Annotated in this window: 15 protein-coding genes; 12 read left to right on the forward strand and 3 right to left on the reverse strand. The window is 38.3% G+C overall.

The window, feature by feature from the left end:
- The 5 genes from uvrA (at position 1) to LCP48_RS03830 (ending at position 7504) form a co-directional block, all read left to right on the forward strand.
- Positions 1 to 2868 (forward strand): excinuclease ABC subunit UvrA, encoded by a 2868-nt coding sequence (gene uvrA, locus LCP48_RS03810; RefSeq protein WP_004227519.1) that lies wholly within the window; start codon positions 1 to 3, stop codon positions 2866 to 2868.
- A gap of 284 nt (positions 2869 to 3152) precedes the next feature.
- On the forward strand, positions 3153 to 4340 hold the full coding sequence (locus LCP48_RS03815; RefSeq protein ID WP_004227517.1) for a DUF4097 family beta strand repeat-containing protein: 1188 nt from the start codon (positions 3153 to 3155) through the stop codon (positions 4338 to 4340).
- 242 nt (positions 4341 to 4582) lie between these two features.
- Positions 4583 to 5269: a cell division ATP-binding protein FtsE gene (ftsE, locus tag LCP48_RS03820; RefSeq protein ID WP_004227515.1), complete on the forward strand. Its 687-nt coding sequence runs from the start codon at positions 4583 to 4585 to the stop codon at positions 5267 to 5269.
- Positions 5259 to 6143, forward strand: coding sequence for a permease-like cell division protein FtsX (ftsX, locus tag LCP48_RS03825; protein ID WP_225340726.1), 885 nt, complete (start codon positions 5259 to 5261; stop codon positions 6141 to 6143). Before ftsE ends, ftsX begins: the two co-directional genes overlap by 11 nt.
- A 53-nt stretch (positions 6144 to 6196) precedes the next feature.
- Positions 6197 to 7504, forward strand: coding sequence for a murein hydrolase activator EnvC family protein (locus LCP48_RS03830; RefSeq protein ID WP_004227512.1), 1308 nt, complete (start codon positions 6197 to 6199; stop codon positions 7502 to 7504).
- Positions 7505 to 7530: 26 nt separating this feature from the next.
- Here the strand turns inward: LCP48_RS03830 and LCP48_RS03835 are convergent, their stop codons facing one another.
- A complete protein-coding gene (locus LCP48_RS03835; protein WP_225340727.1) occupies positions 7531 to 7785 on the reverse strand; it encodes a hypothetical protein in 255 nt (84 codons plus the stop codon).
- A 342-nt stretch (positions 7786 to 8127) separates the two neighbouring features.
- On the opposite strand from LCP48_RS03835, the gene LCP48_RS03840 reads away from it, so the two are divergent.
- The 5 genes from LCP48_RS03840 (at position 8128) to LCP48_RS03860 (ending at position 12595) form a co-directional block, all read left to right on the forward strand.
- Complete coding sequence (locus tag LCP48_RS03840) at positions 8128 to 8760, forward strand: hypothetical protein (protein WP_004227510.1); 633 nt, start codon at positions 8128 to 8130, stop codon at positions 8758 to 8760.
- Positions 8757 to 9344, forward strand: coding sequence for a redoxin domain-containing protein (locus LCP48_RS03845; RefSeq protein WP_009374154.1), 588 nt, complete (start codon positions 8757 to 8759; stop codon positions 9342 to 9344). The genes LCP48_RS03840 and LCP48_RS03845 overlap by 4 nt, the downstream gene beginning before the upstream one ends.
- Before the next feature lie 283 nt (positions 9345 to 9627).
- Positions 9628 to 11070, forward strand: coding sequence for a S41 family peptidase (locus tag LCP48_RS03850; protein ID WP_004227506.1), 1443 nt, complete (start codon positions 9628 to 9630; stop codon positions 11068 to 11070).
- Positions 11071 to 11192: 122 nt separating this feature from the next.
- A complete protein-coding gene (locus tag LCP48_RS03855; RefSeq protein WP_225340728.1) occupies positions 11193 to 12374 on the forward strand; it encodes a PDZ domain-containing protein in 1182 nt (393 codons plus the stop codon).
- Positions 12374 to 12595 carry a DUF2198 family protein gene (locus tag LCP48_RS03860; RefSeq protein WP_004227503.1) on the forward strand — a complete coding sequence of 74 codons (222 nt, stop codon included), beginning with the start codon at positions 12374 to 12376 and terminating at the stop codon, positions 12593 to 12595. The genes LCP48_RS03855 and LCP48_RS03860 overlap by 1 nt, the downstream gene beginning before the upstream one ends.
- A gap of 95 nt (positions 12596 to 12690) precedes the next feature.
- Here LCP48_RS03860 and LCP48_RS03865 read toward each other — a convergent pair whose 3' ends face one another.
- Positions 12691 to 13017, reverse strand: a complete 327-nt coding sequence (locus LCP48_RS03865; protein ID WP_004227502.1) for an AzlD domain-containing protein — start codon at positions 13015 to 13017, stop codon at positions 12691 to 12693.
- Entirely contained in the window at positions 13014 to 13748 is a 735-nt protein-coding gene (locus LCP48_RS03870) for an AzlC family ABC transporter permease (protein WP_009374151.1), read from the reverse strand. Before LCP48_RS03870 ends, LCP48_RS03865 begins: the two co-directional genes overlap by 4 nt.
- A gap of 124 nt (positions 13749 to 13872) precedes the next feature.
- Between LCP48_RS03870 and LCP48_RS03875 the strand changes: the two genes are divergently transcribed.
- Both LCP48_RS03875 and LCP48_RS03880 read left to right on the forward strand, forming a co-directional pair.
- Positions 13873 to 14424, forward strand: coding sequence for a helix-turn-helix domain-containing protein (locus LCP48_RS03875; RefSeq protein WP_004227499.1), 552 nt, complete (start codon positions 13873 to 13875; stop codon positions 14422 to 14424).
- Between the two features lie 11 nt (positions 14425 to 14435).
- Entirely contained in the window at positions 14436 to 15074 is a 639-nt protein-coding gene (locus tag LCP48_RS03880; RefSeq protein WP_009374150.1) for a TVP38/TMEM64 family protein, read from the forward strand.
- Positions 15075 to 15224 lie beyond the last annotated feature (150 nt).

Genomic DNA, 15224 nt, shown 5'->3' on the forward strand with positions numbered 1-15224 from the left:
GTGAAAAATACTGAAATCGTCGTGCAAGGTGCACGTGCTCATAATTTAAAAAATATTAATGTCACAATTCCGCGTGACCAATTAGTCGTTTTAACAGGATTATCGGGCTCTGGAAAGTCTTCTCTAGCATTTGACACAATTTATGCGGAGGGCCAGCGTCGTTACGTTGAGTCCCTTTCCGCGTATGCCCGTCAATTTCTTGGACAAATGGATAAGCCAGATGTCGATGCGATAGAAGGTTTATCCCCTGCTATTTCCATTGACCAAAAAACAACAAGTCGTAACCCACGATCTACTGTTGGTACGGTAACGGAAATTTATGATTATCTACGTTTACTTTATGCTCGCATTGGTAAACCAATCTGTCCAAATCATGGTATAGAAATCACTTCCCAAACGATTGAGCAAATGGTGGATCGTTTATTAACCTATCCTGAGAGAACTAAGATGCAGCTCCTTGCACCAATGGTTTCTGGACGTAAGGGTACCCATGTTAAACTGCTAGAAGATTTAAAAAAGCAGGGGTTTGTTCGTGTACGAATTGATGGGGAATTGCGTGATTTAGATGATGCTATCGAACTTGATAAAAATAAAAAGCATTCCATCGAAGTAGTAGTGGACCGTGTTGTTATGAAGGAAGGGATTGCTGCTCGTCTGAGTGACTCTTTAGAAACGGCTTTACGCCTTGCAGATGGACGTGTGCTTGTTGATGTGATGGAACATGAAGAGTTACTATTTAGTGAGCATCACGCCTGCCCATTATGTGGTTTTTCTATTGGTGAGTTAGAGCCTCGTATGTTTTCATTTAATAGTCCGTTTGGTGCTTGTCCAAGCTGTGATGGCTTAGGTTCAACACAAGAGGTGGATTTAGATTTAGTGGTGCCTGATTGGGATCGTTCCTTGTTAGAGCATGCCATCGCACCATGGGAACCAACAAGTTCGCAGTACTACCCACAATTATTAAAAGCTGTATGTGATCATTACGATATTCCTATGGACGTGCCTGTGAAGGATTTGCCAAAGGAAAAAATGGACAAGGTTTTATATGGCTCTGGAAAAGACAAGATACACTTCCATTATGAAAATGAGTTTGGCAATGTGCGAGATCAAATGATTGAATTTGAGGGTGTCGTGCGCAATGTTGAGCGACGTTTTAAAGAGACGACATCCGATTATGTTCGTGAGCAGATGGAAAAATACATGGCACAGCAGGCTTGCCCTTCATGTAAAGGGTATCGTTTAAAGCCTGAAACGCTAGCAGTGAAAGTAGCTGATAAACATATCGGTGAGGTCACACAATATTCAATTCAGGAAGCAGACACATTCTTCAAAGAGCTTAATCTTACTGAAAAGGATATGCAAATTGCTCGATTAGTTTTACGAGAAATCGAAGAACGATTGGGCTTCCTTGTGAATGTTGGTTTAGACTATTTAACATTGAGTCGTGCAGCAGGTACATTATCTGGTGGAGAAGCACAACGTATTCGCCTTGCTACGCAAATTGGTTCACGATTAACGGGAGTCCTCTATATTTTAGATGAGCCTTCGATTGGTTTGCACCAGCGTGATAATGATCGGCTGATTAGCACGCTACAAAATATGCGTGACATCGGGAATACGCTGATTGTGGTAGAGCATGATGAAGATACGATGCTTGCAGCAGATTATCTCATCGATGTAGGACCTGGAGCAGGCGTCCATGGCGGTCAAATTGTGGCAGCAGGTACACCGCAGGAAGTTATGAATAATGAAAAATCTTTAACTGGACAATATTTAAGCGGTAGAAAGTTTATTCCTTTACCAATAGAAAGACGTCAACCAAATGATCGAAAGCTCTCTATTAAAGGTGCCAAGGAAAATAATTTACGCAATGTTAAAGTAGATGTTCCATTAGGCATATTTGTGGCAGTGACAGGTGTGTCTGGTTCAGGGAAATCGACACTGATTAATGAAATTTTATATAAATCTTTGGCACAGAAGCTGAATCGTTCAAAGGTTAAGCCTGGTGAGCATAAAGAAGTGACAGGTATCGATGAGCTTGAAAAAGTAATCGATATTGACCAATCGCCAATTGGGCGTACACCTCGTTCAAATCCAGCAACTTATACAGGTGTTTTTGATGATATTCGCGATGTTTTCGCAGCAACAAATGAAGCAAAGGTACGAGGCTACAAAAAAGGACGCTTTAGCTTTAATGTCAAGGGTGGTCGCTGTGAAGCATGTCGTGGTGACGGCATTATCAAAATTGAAATGCATTTCCTTCCAGATGTTTATGTACCATGTGAAGTATGTCACGGCAAACGGTATAACCGTGAAACACTTGAGGTGAAGTATAAAGATAAGAGTATTGCAGATATTCTAGATATGACGATTGAAAATGCAGTTGTGTTCTTTGAAAATATTCCAAAAATCCAGCGTAAGCTACAAACGATTGTTGATGTGGGGTTGGGCTATATGAAATTAGGACAACCAGCCACAACCTTATCGGGCGGTGAGGCGCAGCGTGTAAAACTGGCCTCTGAATTACATCGACGCTCAACAGGGAAATCCTTCTATATCTTAGATGAACCAACAACAGGATTACATGCCGATGATATTGCTCGTTTACTTGTCGTGTTGCAGCGTCTTGTTGAAAACGGTGATTCAGTATTAGTTATTGAGCATAACTTAGATGTGATTAAAACAGCTGATTATATCATTGACTTAGGTCCAGAAGGTGGAGACAAAGGTGGTACGATTGTTGCAACTGGTACACCTGAAGAGGTAGTAGAAGTAGCTGGCTCCTATACAGGCAAATACTTAAAGCCAATTCTGGAACGTGATCGTATGCGAATGGATGCTTTACTAGCTGAAGCTTCTAAGTCTTAAGGGTTTTACATTCGAATGGAAATGATTAATCTGGATTTGAAAGGTGATCTGAAATTGGAGAAAGTCGCTCAATCCAGATTGAAAATAATCCGATATGGGAAGAACCCGCTCAAATATAGGTCAGAAGTGATCCAACAAATCTAAAAAAAGAGCCATAAAATCTTCATAGGTAAAAGCCTGACGATGTTGAAATGAAAAGACCCAATTTATTCAATTTTGCAGTGAAACTTTTCACATGATGAATCGTATAAATAGTATAACGAACTGAGGGAGGCTATTTATTTATGCAAAATGAACGTCAACGAATTTTAGAACTTGTAGAAAAAGGAACAATTTCGGCACAAGAGGCGATTACATTATTAGAAGCATTAGAGCAACCTGGCAAGTCTACTCAACATGTTATGAATGATGTGTCGAAAGAGACGCAATCCTTTTCAAGTGAAAAAGAGCCATTATTTGAAGAAAAATCAAAAGATGGTGACAAGAAAAAAGATGATTTTATGAAATACTTCCAAGATGAAATGCAAGATTTTCGTAAGGATTTAACGCAAATCGGTTCTCTTTTTATGGATATGATGAATACGGCTGTTAAAAAGGTAAAGGAATTTGATGTAGCTTCTCCATTTGGAGATAAAAGTGAATTTACCCATACAGAAGAAGTGGCTGCTGCCAATGTAGACAATATTATCGTTGAATTACCTAATGGTAACTTCTCATTGGAATCCAGTGAAGGAGAAACTCTTCAGGTGATTTGCAAGGTAAAGGCACCTTTAATGAACGAAAGTGAAGAAGAAACTCGCAATCACTTTTTAGAGCAATTTGTTGTGAAAGAGGAAGAACAATCACTTCGTATTTTGAGCCAATTAAAGCTGGTTCAAGTCAATGTGAAGGTGCTAGTACCAAAGGATAAACTTGAAAAATTATCTGTTCGTCTAATGAATGGTAGTGTTTCATTACAGGATACAGATTTTGAAGAATTAAAAGTGAAAACGTTAAACGGTGCCATTAAAGGTACGAAGTTTAATTTTGGAAAAGCTGAAGTGGATTCTTCTAATGGTTCCATTGAATTAACGAATGTTCGAGGGAAGGATTTAGAGGCTGAAACATTGAATGGGCGTGTTTATTTGGATGGTGCATTGGATGAAGTTGAAGCTAAGTCTGTCAATGGACATGTAGTCGTAACAACATGCTCGACAAATTCTTCTAAAATTAAAGCTCAAACAGTTGCTGGAGCAGTAGAATTGTATGTCCCACGAACAATTTCATTGAGCGGTAAAGTCGTAACGAATTTCGGTAAAGTGGATGTGGGTATCCAGGATGTTTCTAAAATGGAGTCTCAAGATCAATTCTTATCCAAAGTAGTCCGTTTCGACAAAGAAGTTGAAAATGCGAATCGCCTATTTATCGAAGGTGAATCGAAAACTGGTGCTGTTTTAGTACGCTACACAACAACAGATGAACAACAAATTTAACAGTAGGAGCATTCAAGTTAAAGCTTGAATGCTTTTTCTTTTCAAACAGGATTCGACCTAGCATATAGAGGCGAATCTTGTTTTTATTTTTGTCATATTTTTAAGGATAATGGCAAGGAAAGAATGAAATAGAAGGAACTGCCACGGATTGAAATGAAAATGTAATAAAAAAACAGAAATAGAGTGCTATAATAGTAAAAGAAATACCTCTTACATAGATGAGAGTTTTAGGTGGTTTAATCATGATAGAAATGAAAAATGTGACAAAGAAATACCCAAACGGTGTTGTTGCGACAAATGGTATTTCCATTAATATAAAGCAAGGCGAATTTGTGTATGTTGTTGGCCCAAGTGGGGCAGGGAAATCCACATTTATTAAATTGATGTACCGGGAAGAAAAAGCAACATCAGGACAAATAATTGTAAATGGTATTGATTTAGCAACTTTAAAGAATAAGAAGGTCCCTTTTTTGCGCCGTCAACTTGGTGTAGTTTTCCAAGATTTCAAATTGCTACCTCGTTTGAATGTTTATGAGAATGTAGCGTTTGCGCTTGAAGTAATAGAGGAAAAGCCAGATGAAATCCGACGCCGGGTTATGGAAGTGTTAGAACTAGTTGGATTGAAGCATAAAGCAAGAATGTTTCCGAATGAACTTTCAGGCGGAGAGCAGCAACGTGTATCGATTGCTCGTTCGATCGTCAATGTTCCAAAAGTGGTGATTGCAGATGAACCTACGGGGAACCTTGACCCTGAAACATCATGGGAAATTATGAATTTATTTGAGGAAATTAATGCACGTGGGACAACGATTGTAATGGCAACCCACAACCGTGAAATTGTAAATACGATTCGTCGTCGTGTTATTGCCATTGAAGGCGGCTTAATTGTCCGTGATGAACACGGAGGTGAATACGGCTATGAAATTTAGTACAGTAAAGCGCCACTTCCGGGAAAGTATCAAATCACTTGGTCGTAATAGCTGGATGACCATTGCCTCTGTCAGTGCCGTTACCGTTACGCTCATTCTAGTAGGTGTTTTTGCGCTTATTATGATGAATTTAAATAAAGTAGCAACGGATTTAGAAAACGATGTCGAAATTAAAGTGTTAATTGATGAGACAGCAGATGAAGCTGCGGAAAAAGCACTCATCGAAAAAGTCAAAAAATTGCCTGGTGTCTCAGAAATGACATATTCCACTAAGGAAGATGAGTTAACCAAGCTAGTAAAAGACTTTGGTGATGATTTTAAACTATTTGAACAAAGTAACCCTTTACGTAACGTTATTTATGTAAAAGCCGCTGATCCACAGCAAACAGCAAAAGTTGCGAAAACCATTGATAAATATGAGTATACATATGATGTAATGTATGGCGAAGGAAAAGTTGAAAAACTATTTAACTTCTTAAATATTAGTCGTAATGTAGGAATCGTACTTATTTTAGGGTTATTATTTACGGCAATTTTCTTAATTTCGAATACAATTCGTATAACGATTATAGCTCGTCGTGATGAAATAGAAATTATGAAACTTGTAGGGGCTACAAATTCATTCGTGCGTATCCCATTCTTATTAGAAGGTATGTGGCTTGGAATTTTAGGTTCAATTATTCCGATTGCGGTTGTCACAACCCTTTACCACAATATATATATAATTATTGCACCACGTTTACAAGGAGAGCTTGTTCAATTACTAGATTTTTCTCCACTTGTGTATCAGGTAAGCGGTCTTCTGTTACTCATTGGTGTACTGATCGGTATTTGGGGAAGTTTCATGTCAGTACGTAAGTTTTTAAAAATTTAGTCACAACGGATATTTGTGAAAAAGAAAAGAATAGTCGAAGGGGAGTTCAATCGGTGAAAAGTAAGGCGAAAAACACATTAAAAACACTTGCAGCAGCATCTGCTCTAATTCTTTTTATCCAAACTCCATCAGCATATGCAACAAGTTTATCGGATTTAAAAGAAGAAAAGAAACAAGTTGAAACAAAGAAGAATCAGTTAAATTCATCTATCAGCAATAAATCAAATGCAATTACAGCTAATCAAGAAAAGCAACAACAAATCTTAGATCAAATTCAAGCATTGAACGCTGAAATCGACAAAACTAATAGTAATATTAAAAAAGTACAAGCAGATATTCGGGTAACAAATGAGGAAATTAAAAAGTTAGAAGCTTCTATTGAAGAGCTTTTGCATAAAATTGAAGAGCGCGATTTATTGTTACAAGAACGTGCACGTGCCATTCAAGCTGGGGGCTCTGTAAGTTATTTAGATGTATTGCTAGGCTCTAATAGTTTTGTAGACTTTATTGATCGTTTCTCTGCAGTTAATGCATTATTGGAAGCGGATCGTCAAATTATTCAAGATCAAAAAGATGATAAACAAAAATTAGAAGAGCAAAAGCAAAGTGTAGAAGAGAAACGTAAAAACCTAGAAGGTAAAAAAGCTGAGCTTGAACGATTAAAAGCATCCTTAGACAGTCAAAAAACTGAGAAAAATAAACTAGTAGACCAATTAGAGAAAGAGCAAGAAAAGCTGAAATCCGAAAAGGTATTACTTGAAAAAGAATACTCGGAGGCTTTGGAAGTAAGTCAGGAATTGCAAGATCAAATTATTGCTGAACAAAATCGTTTGGCTGAAATTGCGCGTCAGCAAGAGGCGAAACGTAAAGCAGCCGCCGCGGCCGCAGCAGCAGCTGCTGCTAACAATGGTGGCGGATCATCTGGTGGTACAGTCCATGCGCCTCAATCAAACGGAACTTGGATTAAACCGACGAATGGTCGCTTAACATCACCATATGGTTGGCGAAATCTTGGAGCAGGTCCTGAATTCCATTATGGTGTCGACCTTGCAAATGCAACGGGAACACCAATATGGGCAGCAGCAGATGGCGTTGTTTCTTACGCAGCACCACTTAGTTCGTATGGTAATGTTGTCATTGTGACGCACTCTATCGATGGACAAATTTACACAACCGTTTATGCACATTTAAGTGCATTTAATGTTAGTGTAGGACAAGAAGTAACACAAGGTCAGCAAATTGCAGCCATGGGTAGTACAGGTCGCTCTACTGGCCCACACTTACACTTTGAAGTGCATATTGGTCCTTGGAAAGGACAAGCAGTCGGCAGTGTAAATCCACTGAAATATATTCCATTGTAAACATAAAAGCTATACACTAGCGTTTTCTAGTGTATAGCTTTTAATATTTCATCGAATGTTTCACCATTCACACTTATAGGTTTACCCATTAATAGGCAATAAACCATTTTTGAATAAGTAATAGCCAATTGATAGACAACATCAGCTTGTTTGTTATTTAATAAGGTTCTTTTTACTCCCCAGGTACTTAAGACTAAATGCAAATCATCTAATCGTGGATTTTCACGATTGATAATGGCAAAACTTTTATTGGTACCATTGTCAACTTCCCAAATTGTCATCTTATTTACTATTTCTAGAAGATTTTTATTAGGTAAAAAATCTTGTAGTAAATGCTTTGTTCGATACTCTGAGTACAGCATCAGAACACTAATACCAAGAAATTAGCAGCAATCCATAGGATAAGTCTCTTTGAAAGTATCACTCCTCCCATTTTCTCATTTTGCGAATTATTCGATTGAAAGTTTCATCGCTATTATAAGATTCTAAATAATGTTATGATGAATATATACTTAATGGGGTATTTTTATTGTTGTTATTTCTGAAGATTTTCTTAAAACAGTGTGAAATAGTCTTTTTTTAAAAAGGTTCTATGCTATGCTTTCGGAGGAGGATTCGTTGAATTGATAAATACAGAGTGGTACTCAATCCGAACGTTAACTTTACCAGCTACTGCAGTCGCTTTACTTATTACTTTTATTATTGTGTGGCTTATCTTGCGCTTACAATTTTCTAAAAAGTGGTCTGAGCTATATAGTGATGCCATTTTCACCTTTATTATTGTTTGGAAGCTAAGTTTGCTTGTGACAGATTTCAAAACGGTAATAAACAATCCAATTACATTGCTTTATTTTAATGGTGGAACAATGGGGGTTCTTCTCGGTGTCATCGTAGCATCCTTGCAAATATGGAGAAAGCGACAGAGTCTACAGCTTGAGGAACAAGAGATGATAGCTGGTAGCTGGGCTATTATTCTAACGCAATCCATTTATCAAATGCTTGCTGTTCTACTTAATGACAACAACATATCGAGTGAAGTTATAACATTAGCTGTGCTAAGTGTAGTCACGCTCGTCATATTATGGAGATTAGTAGCGGTGAAACAAGCTCTCATACTCTATACAATTAGCTATTTGATAGTGGCTATCTTCCAGCCGCTTGGTATAGGGCAAATAGCTGTAGTTGTCAGTGTAATACTATTTTGTTTGGGCTTAACTATTCAGCATGAACGCATCAATGTGGGAGGTAAGAAATGAAAAAAAATATTGGGCTGCTGATCGTTGTGCTATTAGTGGTTGCGATGATTGGTACATATGTAAAACAACAAATTGACGAAGAACGTGCTATTGATAAATCGGCTCTAGGTAAGGATATGGAGGAGCTAGAAACCGGCTTAAGCAAAGGCGATATACCGCCTGATTTCACCTTAACAAGCTTAGACGGGGAAGATATCACGTTAAGCGATCTTCGTGGAAAAAAAGTCGTTTTAAATTTCTGGGCGACATGGTGCCCACCTTGTAAGGCGGAAATGCCGCATATGCAAAGCTTCTATGATGAGTATGCAGAAGAGAAAAACGTTGAAATTATAGCGGTCAATTTAACAGAAGCCGAACGTGATGTGACCGCTGATGCCAAAGTGGACACAGTGATGACATTTAGAGATAGCTTTGAGCTAACGTTCCCTATTTTATTGGACCCTGACAATGAAGCTGGCTTGAATTATCAAGTCATTACGATTCCAACCACCTATTTTATTGATTCCAAGGGCCTCATTCAACGCGCCATCAGAGGACCGATGGACGTGGATATGTTAAATGATTATGTAGATGCACTAGATTGATTCATAAAAAATCTGCTCGTTTTCTATTGTGGAAACGAGCAGATTTTTTTATTTTTCATGTAGCTAGGATGAATACCCGCGAAGTCGAGGCGAATACTCGCGGAAGCAGAGTAAATACCCGCGAAGTCAAGGTGAATACTCGCGGAACCAAGGTACATTCCCTAGAATCAACAACCAACATGCATGTGTAAAGTCAAATATTCTCTCTTAACAAATTTGAAAGGTAATTTTGTATGTTTGAAAAAATAGAGTCATACAGTAAAAGAGACGGAGGAGGGAAGATTTGCGCAAATTAACAGCCGGTGTCGGAGTCCTACTTAGTAGTTTGGTGGTGGGCAGTGGTATTTACTTTGATTGGTTTAATATTGGCGATAAAAAAGAGCCTGTTACGGAGGTTGATACTATTGGTGAGGCTATGACAATCATTGAAGAAAAATCAGTATATAGTACAAAAAAGGATGCATTGGTGGAGGGGGCTCTTCGTGGGATGGCTGATGCCATTAAAGATCCTTATAGTACGTATTACTCCAAGGAAGAGGCTGAGCAACATCGGCAAATGCTAGCTGAGGAACGAGTAGGCATCGGTATTGAACTAACAGAAAATAAAGGGAAGTTTATCGTTGTGTCACCTGTTCGCTCATCACCCGCAGAGAAAGCTGGCATGCGTTCACTCGATGAAATTGTACAAGTTGATGGGGTACGTATAGATGGGAAAACGATGAGTGAATTAATGCATTTAATTCAAGGAGAAAAGGGAACGAAAGTAACCATTGTTGTCTATCGTCCAAGTGAAGATAAGCATATTAAGATGACGATGGAGCGTGCAGCAATTTCCAATAAAACGGTAACTAGTGAGGTAGTGAAGGTAGAAGATACAGCCATTGGCTATGTAGTAATCTCATTATTCGGTGAAAAAACCGCCAATGAATGGGTGGCAGAAACGAGTAAATTACTTCGTAAAGATGTGGAAGGAATTGTGATCGATGTACGGGATAATCCAGGTGGTTATTTACATAGCGTCGCAGCGCTACTGAGCACAGTATTAGACAATGGCAAAGTATTTGCATATATGCAAAATGCGGAAGGTGCTATGGAACCATTAAAAACGCAAACAAAAGGCTTTGATGAAAAATATATAGAAACGATGAATAAAATTCCAATTGTTGTTTTGCAAAATCAAGGTAGTGCATCTGCAAGTGAAGTATTGAGCGGTGCTTTAAAAGGCTGGGGACGCGCTTCTCTTGTAGGGGTTAAGAGCTTTGGAAAAGGGACTGTACAAGAATCTTGGGAGCTTTCCAATGGCGGGGAGCTTAAATTATCAACCAACAAATGGCTAACACCAAAACGTGAATGGATTCATGGGCAGGGCATTGAAGCCAGTTTAATGATCGAGCAAAATGAACTGTTTGCTTTTCAACTGCATCCACTAACGGGTAAGTTTAAAGTGGGTGATATGAGTGAAGAGATTTCCTATTCACAAAATGCCTTGCAGAAACTAGGCTATCAAATCGATCGTTTAGATGGCTATATGGATGAAACGACCGCAGAGGCCGTTAATCTTTATCGTAAACAGAAAAAGTTAAAGCTAGCAGAAGATGAATTTTATATGGACACGACTTTCTTTAATAGTTTAAACGAAACGTTAAAGGATTTTAAAGCAGATCGTCAAAATGACCAACAATTCCAAATGGCCACTAGTTTTTTACTGCATACGATTGACCAATAAAACTTGCTGACAGAACAAAAATACCATAATACAAAGCTTTCTATGAGTTTGTACTACGCAAGCGTGTAGTCCTTTGATACAATAAATTCATAGTATTCAACAAAGAAATGGCGGGTGTTCGTATGGTTAGTGAGATATTAATAGAAATTGTAACAGCGATTGGCCGCTTTTTACTCAACCCATTACTATATATAGTCATAATATTTGCTATTATTTTAGGTTATCGTCGAGTAAAACAGGAGCGTAAAAATTTTAATAGACGTATTATTTGGGGCTGGACGGAGCTAATCGGACAATGGAAAGATGGGTGGCTCTATGCACTAATTATTTCTGTCATTAGTATTGGAGCAGGTCTAACTGTCCCAAAGGAATTTTTAATCATTTTAACGGCAGTTTCTATAGTAGCACTTCTCTTATTTGTCATGAATGCAATGTCACCTATTTTAACAATGGGGATTGCCACACTTGCCATATGGGGTATGTCCTATTACAATTGGTCATTTTCCTGGTGGAAAATTTCAATAGAGGGTGTCCATTTAGAGAGTGGCGCAATTGTGACAATTACCATTCTTGCGGGCCTTAGTGTCATTGCAGAAGGGCTATTAATTCGACGTATGGCGATGAAGGTTACAACACCTTGTATTGAGAAAACGAAGCGGGGTATGCAGGCAATTGTCTATCGGTCAAAAAATGTATGGGTATTACCTATTTTCTTTGTTATTCCTGGCGATGCGATTTCGGCTATATTCCCATATTGGCCACAGTTTACGTTAGGTCATAGTAGCTTTGCACTTGTGTTATTTCCACTTGTCATTGGCTTTACTAAACTGACAAGAAAGGAATTACCAGCTTACATGTATCCAAAAATTGGCCGACCTGTTTTTTTACTAGGACAGCTTATTTTAATTGGAGGATTGGCTGCATATTTTGAGCCATTGGTTGGATTCATTACACTTACTGTTGGTGTAATTATCCGTATTATAATTGCTATCTACTTTGCACAACAGGAAAAAACAGATCATTATGCAGTTGCGCCAAGTACGAAGGGGGCTATTATTGCAGCCGTGCTTCCTGATTCACCTGCTGAGAAAATGGGCTTACTTGCAGGGGAATGTATCCGTAAAGTAAATGGTGTGTCAATTTTTACAGAAAAAGAGTTATACGAAGCACTGCAATTAAATGCAGCTCATTGTCGTCTCGAGGTTTTAGACCGAAACAATGAATTACGTTTAACGCAACATGTGATTTATAGCAATGATCATTACCGCATTGGATTATTATTAGCTGAGCCGAGGGAAGTATAATGGACGTTTTTGGGAAAATGATGTTAGCATTATTCATACCAGCTTTATTGGTATTACTATTCACTAGAATTACCTATAATCGCTATGTTGCATTATTATTAGCCATTGCACTTATTGCTGCCTCTGTATATGCAGGCTATACGTCCCCACCTATTATTTTCGTTATCGATGCATTTTCATTAACAGTAGGCTTTTGGCTAGCAAGTAAAATGAATAAATAAGAAAGGGTCAGTCCAGGCATAAACTGTACCCTATAAGATGACCTTTTTCAAGTGTCTATCTTATAGGGTACAGCTTACCAATAGGACTGACCTATTTACATGAAAAATCGCACAGCTGCCATAATGATTACTCCTGCAACTACTGTAATCGATAAGCTTTTTGTGACAAGGGCAATAATAAGAGTAGGAACAAATGTAATAAAGACTGGCCAATCAAATGTCACTACTTTGCCGCTTTCAGTATCTATTAAATTTTCAATGACAAGAGCACTTAATATGCAAACAGGAATAAAACTAAGCCATTTTAGCACAACATCAGGTAGTGTTACACTACGCACAAAAATAAATGGAATGACACGTGGTAGCCATGTTACAAGTGCGCAACCGATAATAAGCCAGACCATATAAGAAGTTGTTGTCATTTATCTGTCACCACCCCAATTGTTGCGACAATCACGGTTGCCAGTAGCACAGCCACATGTGAAGGGACTACATAAGAAAGACCATACATAATAACCGCCATATAGCCAATTAACTTGATATAATGCATGATTTTACTTTTGCCAACACTGCTCAATTGCAAAACTAAAAGTGCAATAAACATGGCAACCAAGGCAAAATCTAAACCCCATTTTTCAGGATTTGCTACCCACTGTCCTAAAAAGGCACCCGTAATACAGGAAAGAATCCAGAAGATATAGGCTGTTATATTTAACCCATCCATCCATTTACCATATAATTTACCTGTTTGCATTTGCTTTGTGACTGCTACACCAAAGGTTTCATCCGTTAATAATGTACCAAAGCCAACATTTTTAAGCATGGAGTAGCGCGTAAAATGAGGTGCTAATGTTAAACTCATTAATAAATGGCGTAGATTCACTACGAAAATGGTTACAATGATAGCAGAGGCAGGGCTACTTGTTAAAAGAAGTGCACAAAAAATAAATTGTGCAGAGCCTGCGTAAATCAGTATCGTTAATAGCGCGATTTCAAGGACAGATAACCCTGAAGCGGAACCTACAACCCCAAATGCCAGTCCTATACTAATATAACCGAGTAATGTAGGCACGCAATCTTTCACGCCTTGTAAAAAACTGTCATTGGAAGAGCTTGTTGTGTCATCATGTTGAAGCTCTGTTGTACTTGTCATAAATAGGTCATCCTTTCTTGATAATTTCCATGTATACTATTGATGGAATTGTTTGATAGTTCTTGATGTTTATTAAAGTATACATATGTCTGATAAAATAAACAATAGAAATTGGTGAGTAAAGATGGAACAAATGAGTCGAAATTTAGCATTTCAATTAAAGAAAATTAGACAGCAACGTCATTTAAGTCTCGATGATGTGGCCAAAGCGACAGGTGTCAGTAAAGCACAGCTTGCGCAAATCGAAAAAGGAGAGGCCAATCCGACTGTTTCAACAATTTGGAAAATTGCAGCGGGTATGCGTATGTCATTCTCTTCATTATTACAGCCGCCAACTGCCCATTACATGCGTTATAGCAGTAAAGATGTACCACATGTAGATGAGGATGATGGACGTTATCGTGTCTACTCCATTATTCCGTATAATCCAGAGCGAGGCTGGGAGTTTTATAAGGTTGAAATGGAGCCAGGAGCAGTTAGTAGGAGTGAAGCCCATACAGAAGGGGTAGAGGAAACTGTAATGGTTATTAAAGGACAAGCAGTTATTTCTGCTGGAGACATGCATGAATTACTAGATGAAGGGGATACACTAGTATTCTCAGGACATCAACCCCATGAATATCGTAATACTTCAGAAGGGTTAACAATTTTTCATTTAATTTTACAGTATAAATAGAGGTGTCGACGTTGAATGAATGGTTTACTGTAGAAAATATTGAACAGGTTGCGGCACAGTATCGAACGTTTGGCCCAATCATTGGTTTACTGCTCCCATTTTTAGAGGCATTTTTACCATTCCTACCATTAGTCGTATTCGTTGTGGCGAATGCCAGTGCATTCGGCTTATGGCTAGGATTTCTATTATCTTGGCTAGGCTCTGTAGCTGGCTCCTATGCGGTTTTCTTACTTGTGCGTCATTTTGGCAAACATCCAAGACTACAATTCTTAACAGGTAGTAAAAAAGTACAGAAGCTTATTAAATGGGTGGATATGAATGGCATCAGCCCTCTTTTTGTCCTCCTCTGCTTCCCTTTTACACCATCTGTGATTGTCAATATTGTAGCGGGGTTGTCACATATCCATAAAAAATTTTACTTAATCGTTTTACTTGCAGGAAAGTTTGTCATGATTTTAGGTATGAGTGTATTGGGCTATGATTTAAAATCGCTCTTGACAAGCCCAGTGAGATTGATAATTGCAGCTGTGGCCATTGTTATTTTATGGTGGGTTGGGAAGTTGATAGAGAAGCGTTTGAATGCCCGTGTAGAAAGAGATCTAAAGCAAGCGCGAAATTTGACGAAAAAGCAGGATCACCATGCCGGTTAGTAAATAATCTGTAGCCTCTTTCATTATGTGAAGAGGCTGCTTTTTTGTGTAATAAATCAACCTTTTTATAGGTGAAGGTTGATAGATAGTATTTACTAGGTTTTTTCGATAGAATTTAAGATAGATGATTTATGTTGTTTTGAGTAGGCT

Origin of the sequence: Lysinibacillus capsici, from assembly GCF_020217405.1 — a bacterium.
Classification (GTDB): domain Bacteria; phylum Bacillota; class Bacilli; order Bacillales_A; family Planococcaceae; genus Lysinibacillus; species Lysinibacillus capsici.

Bases quoted from the DNA above. Each gene is read 5' to 3' on its own strand.
- LCP48_RS03815 (WP_004227517.1), top strand. From the start codon at position 3,153: ATGCAAAATGAACGTCAACGAATTTTAGAACTTGTAGAAAAAGGAACA.
- ftsE (WP_004227515.1), top strand. From the start codon at position 4,583: ATGATAGAAATGAAAAATGTGACAAAGAAATACCCAAACGGTGTTGTT.
- ftsX (WP_225340726.1), top strand. From the start codon at position 5,259: ATGAAATTTAGTACAGTAAAGCGCCACTTCCGGGAAAGTATCAAATCA.
- LCP48_RS03835 (WP_225340727.1), bottom strand. From the start codon at position 7,785: ATGACAATTTGGGAAGTTGACAATGGTACCAATAAAAGTTTTGCCATT.
- LCP48_RS03845 (WP_009374154.1), top strand. From the start codon at position 8,757: ATGAAAAAAAATATTGGGCTGCTGATCGTTGTGCTATTAGTGGTTGCG.
- LCP48_RS03855 (WP_225340728.1), top strand. From the start codon at position 11,193: ATGGTTAGTGAGATATTAATAGAAATTGTAACAGCGATTGGCCGCTTT.
- LCP48_RS03860 (WP_004227503.1), top strand. From the start codon at position 12,374: ATGGACGTTTTTGGGAAAATGATGTTAGCATTATTCATACCAGCTTTA.
- LCP48_RS03865 (WP_004227502.1), bottom strand. From the start codon at position 13,017: ATGACAACAACTTCTTATATGGTCTGGCTTATTATCGGTTGCGCACTT.
- LCP48_RS03870 (WP_009374151.1), bottom strand. From the start codon at position 13,748: ATGACAAGTACAACAGAGCTTCAACATGATGACACAACAAGCTCTTCC.
- LCP48_RS03875 (WP_004227499.1), top strand. From the start codon at position 13,873: ATGGAACAAATGAGTCGAAATTTAGCATTTCAATTAAAGAAAATTAGA.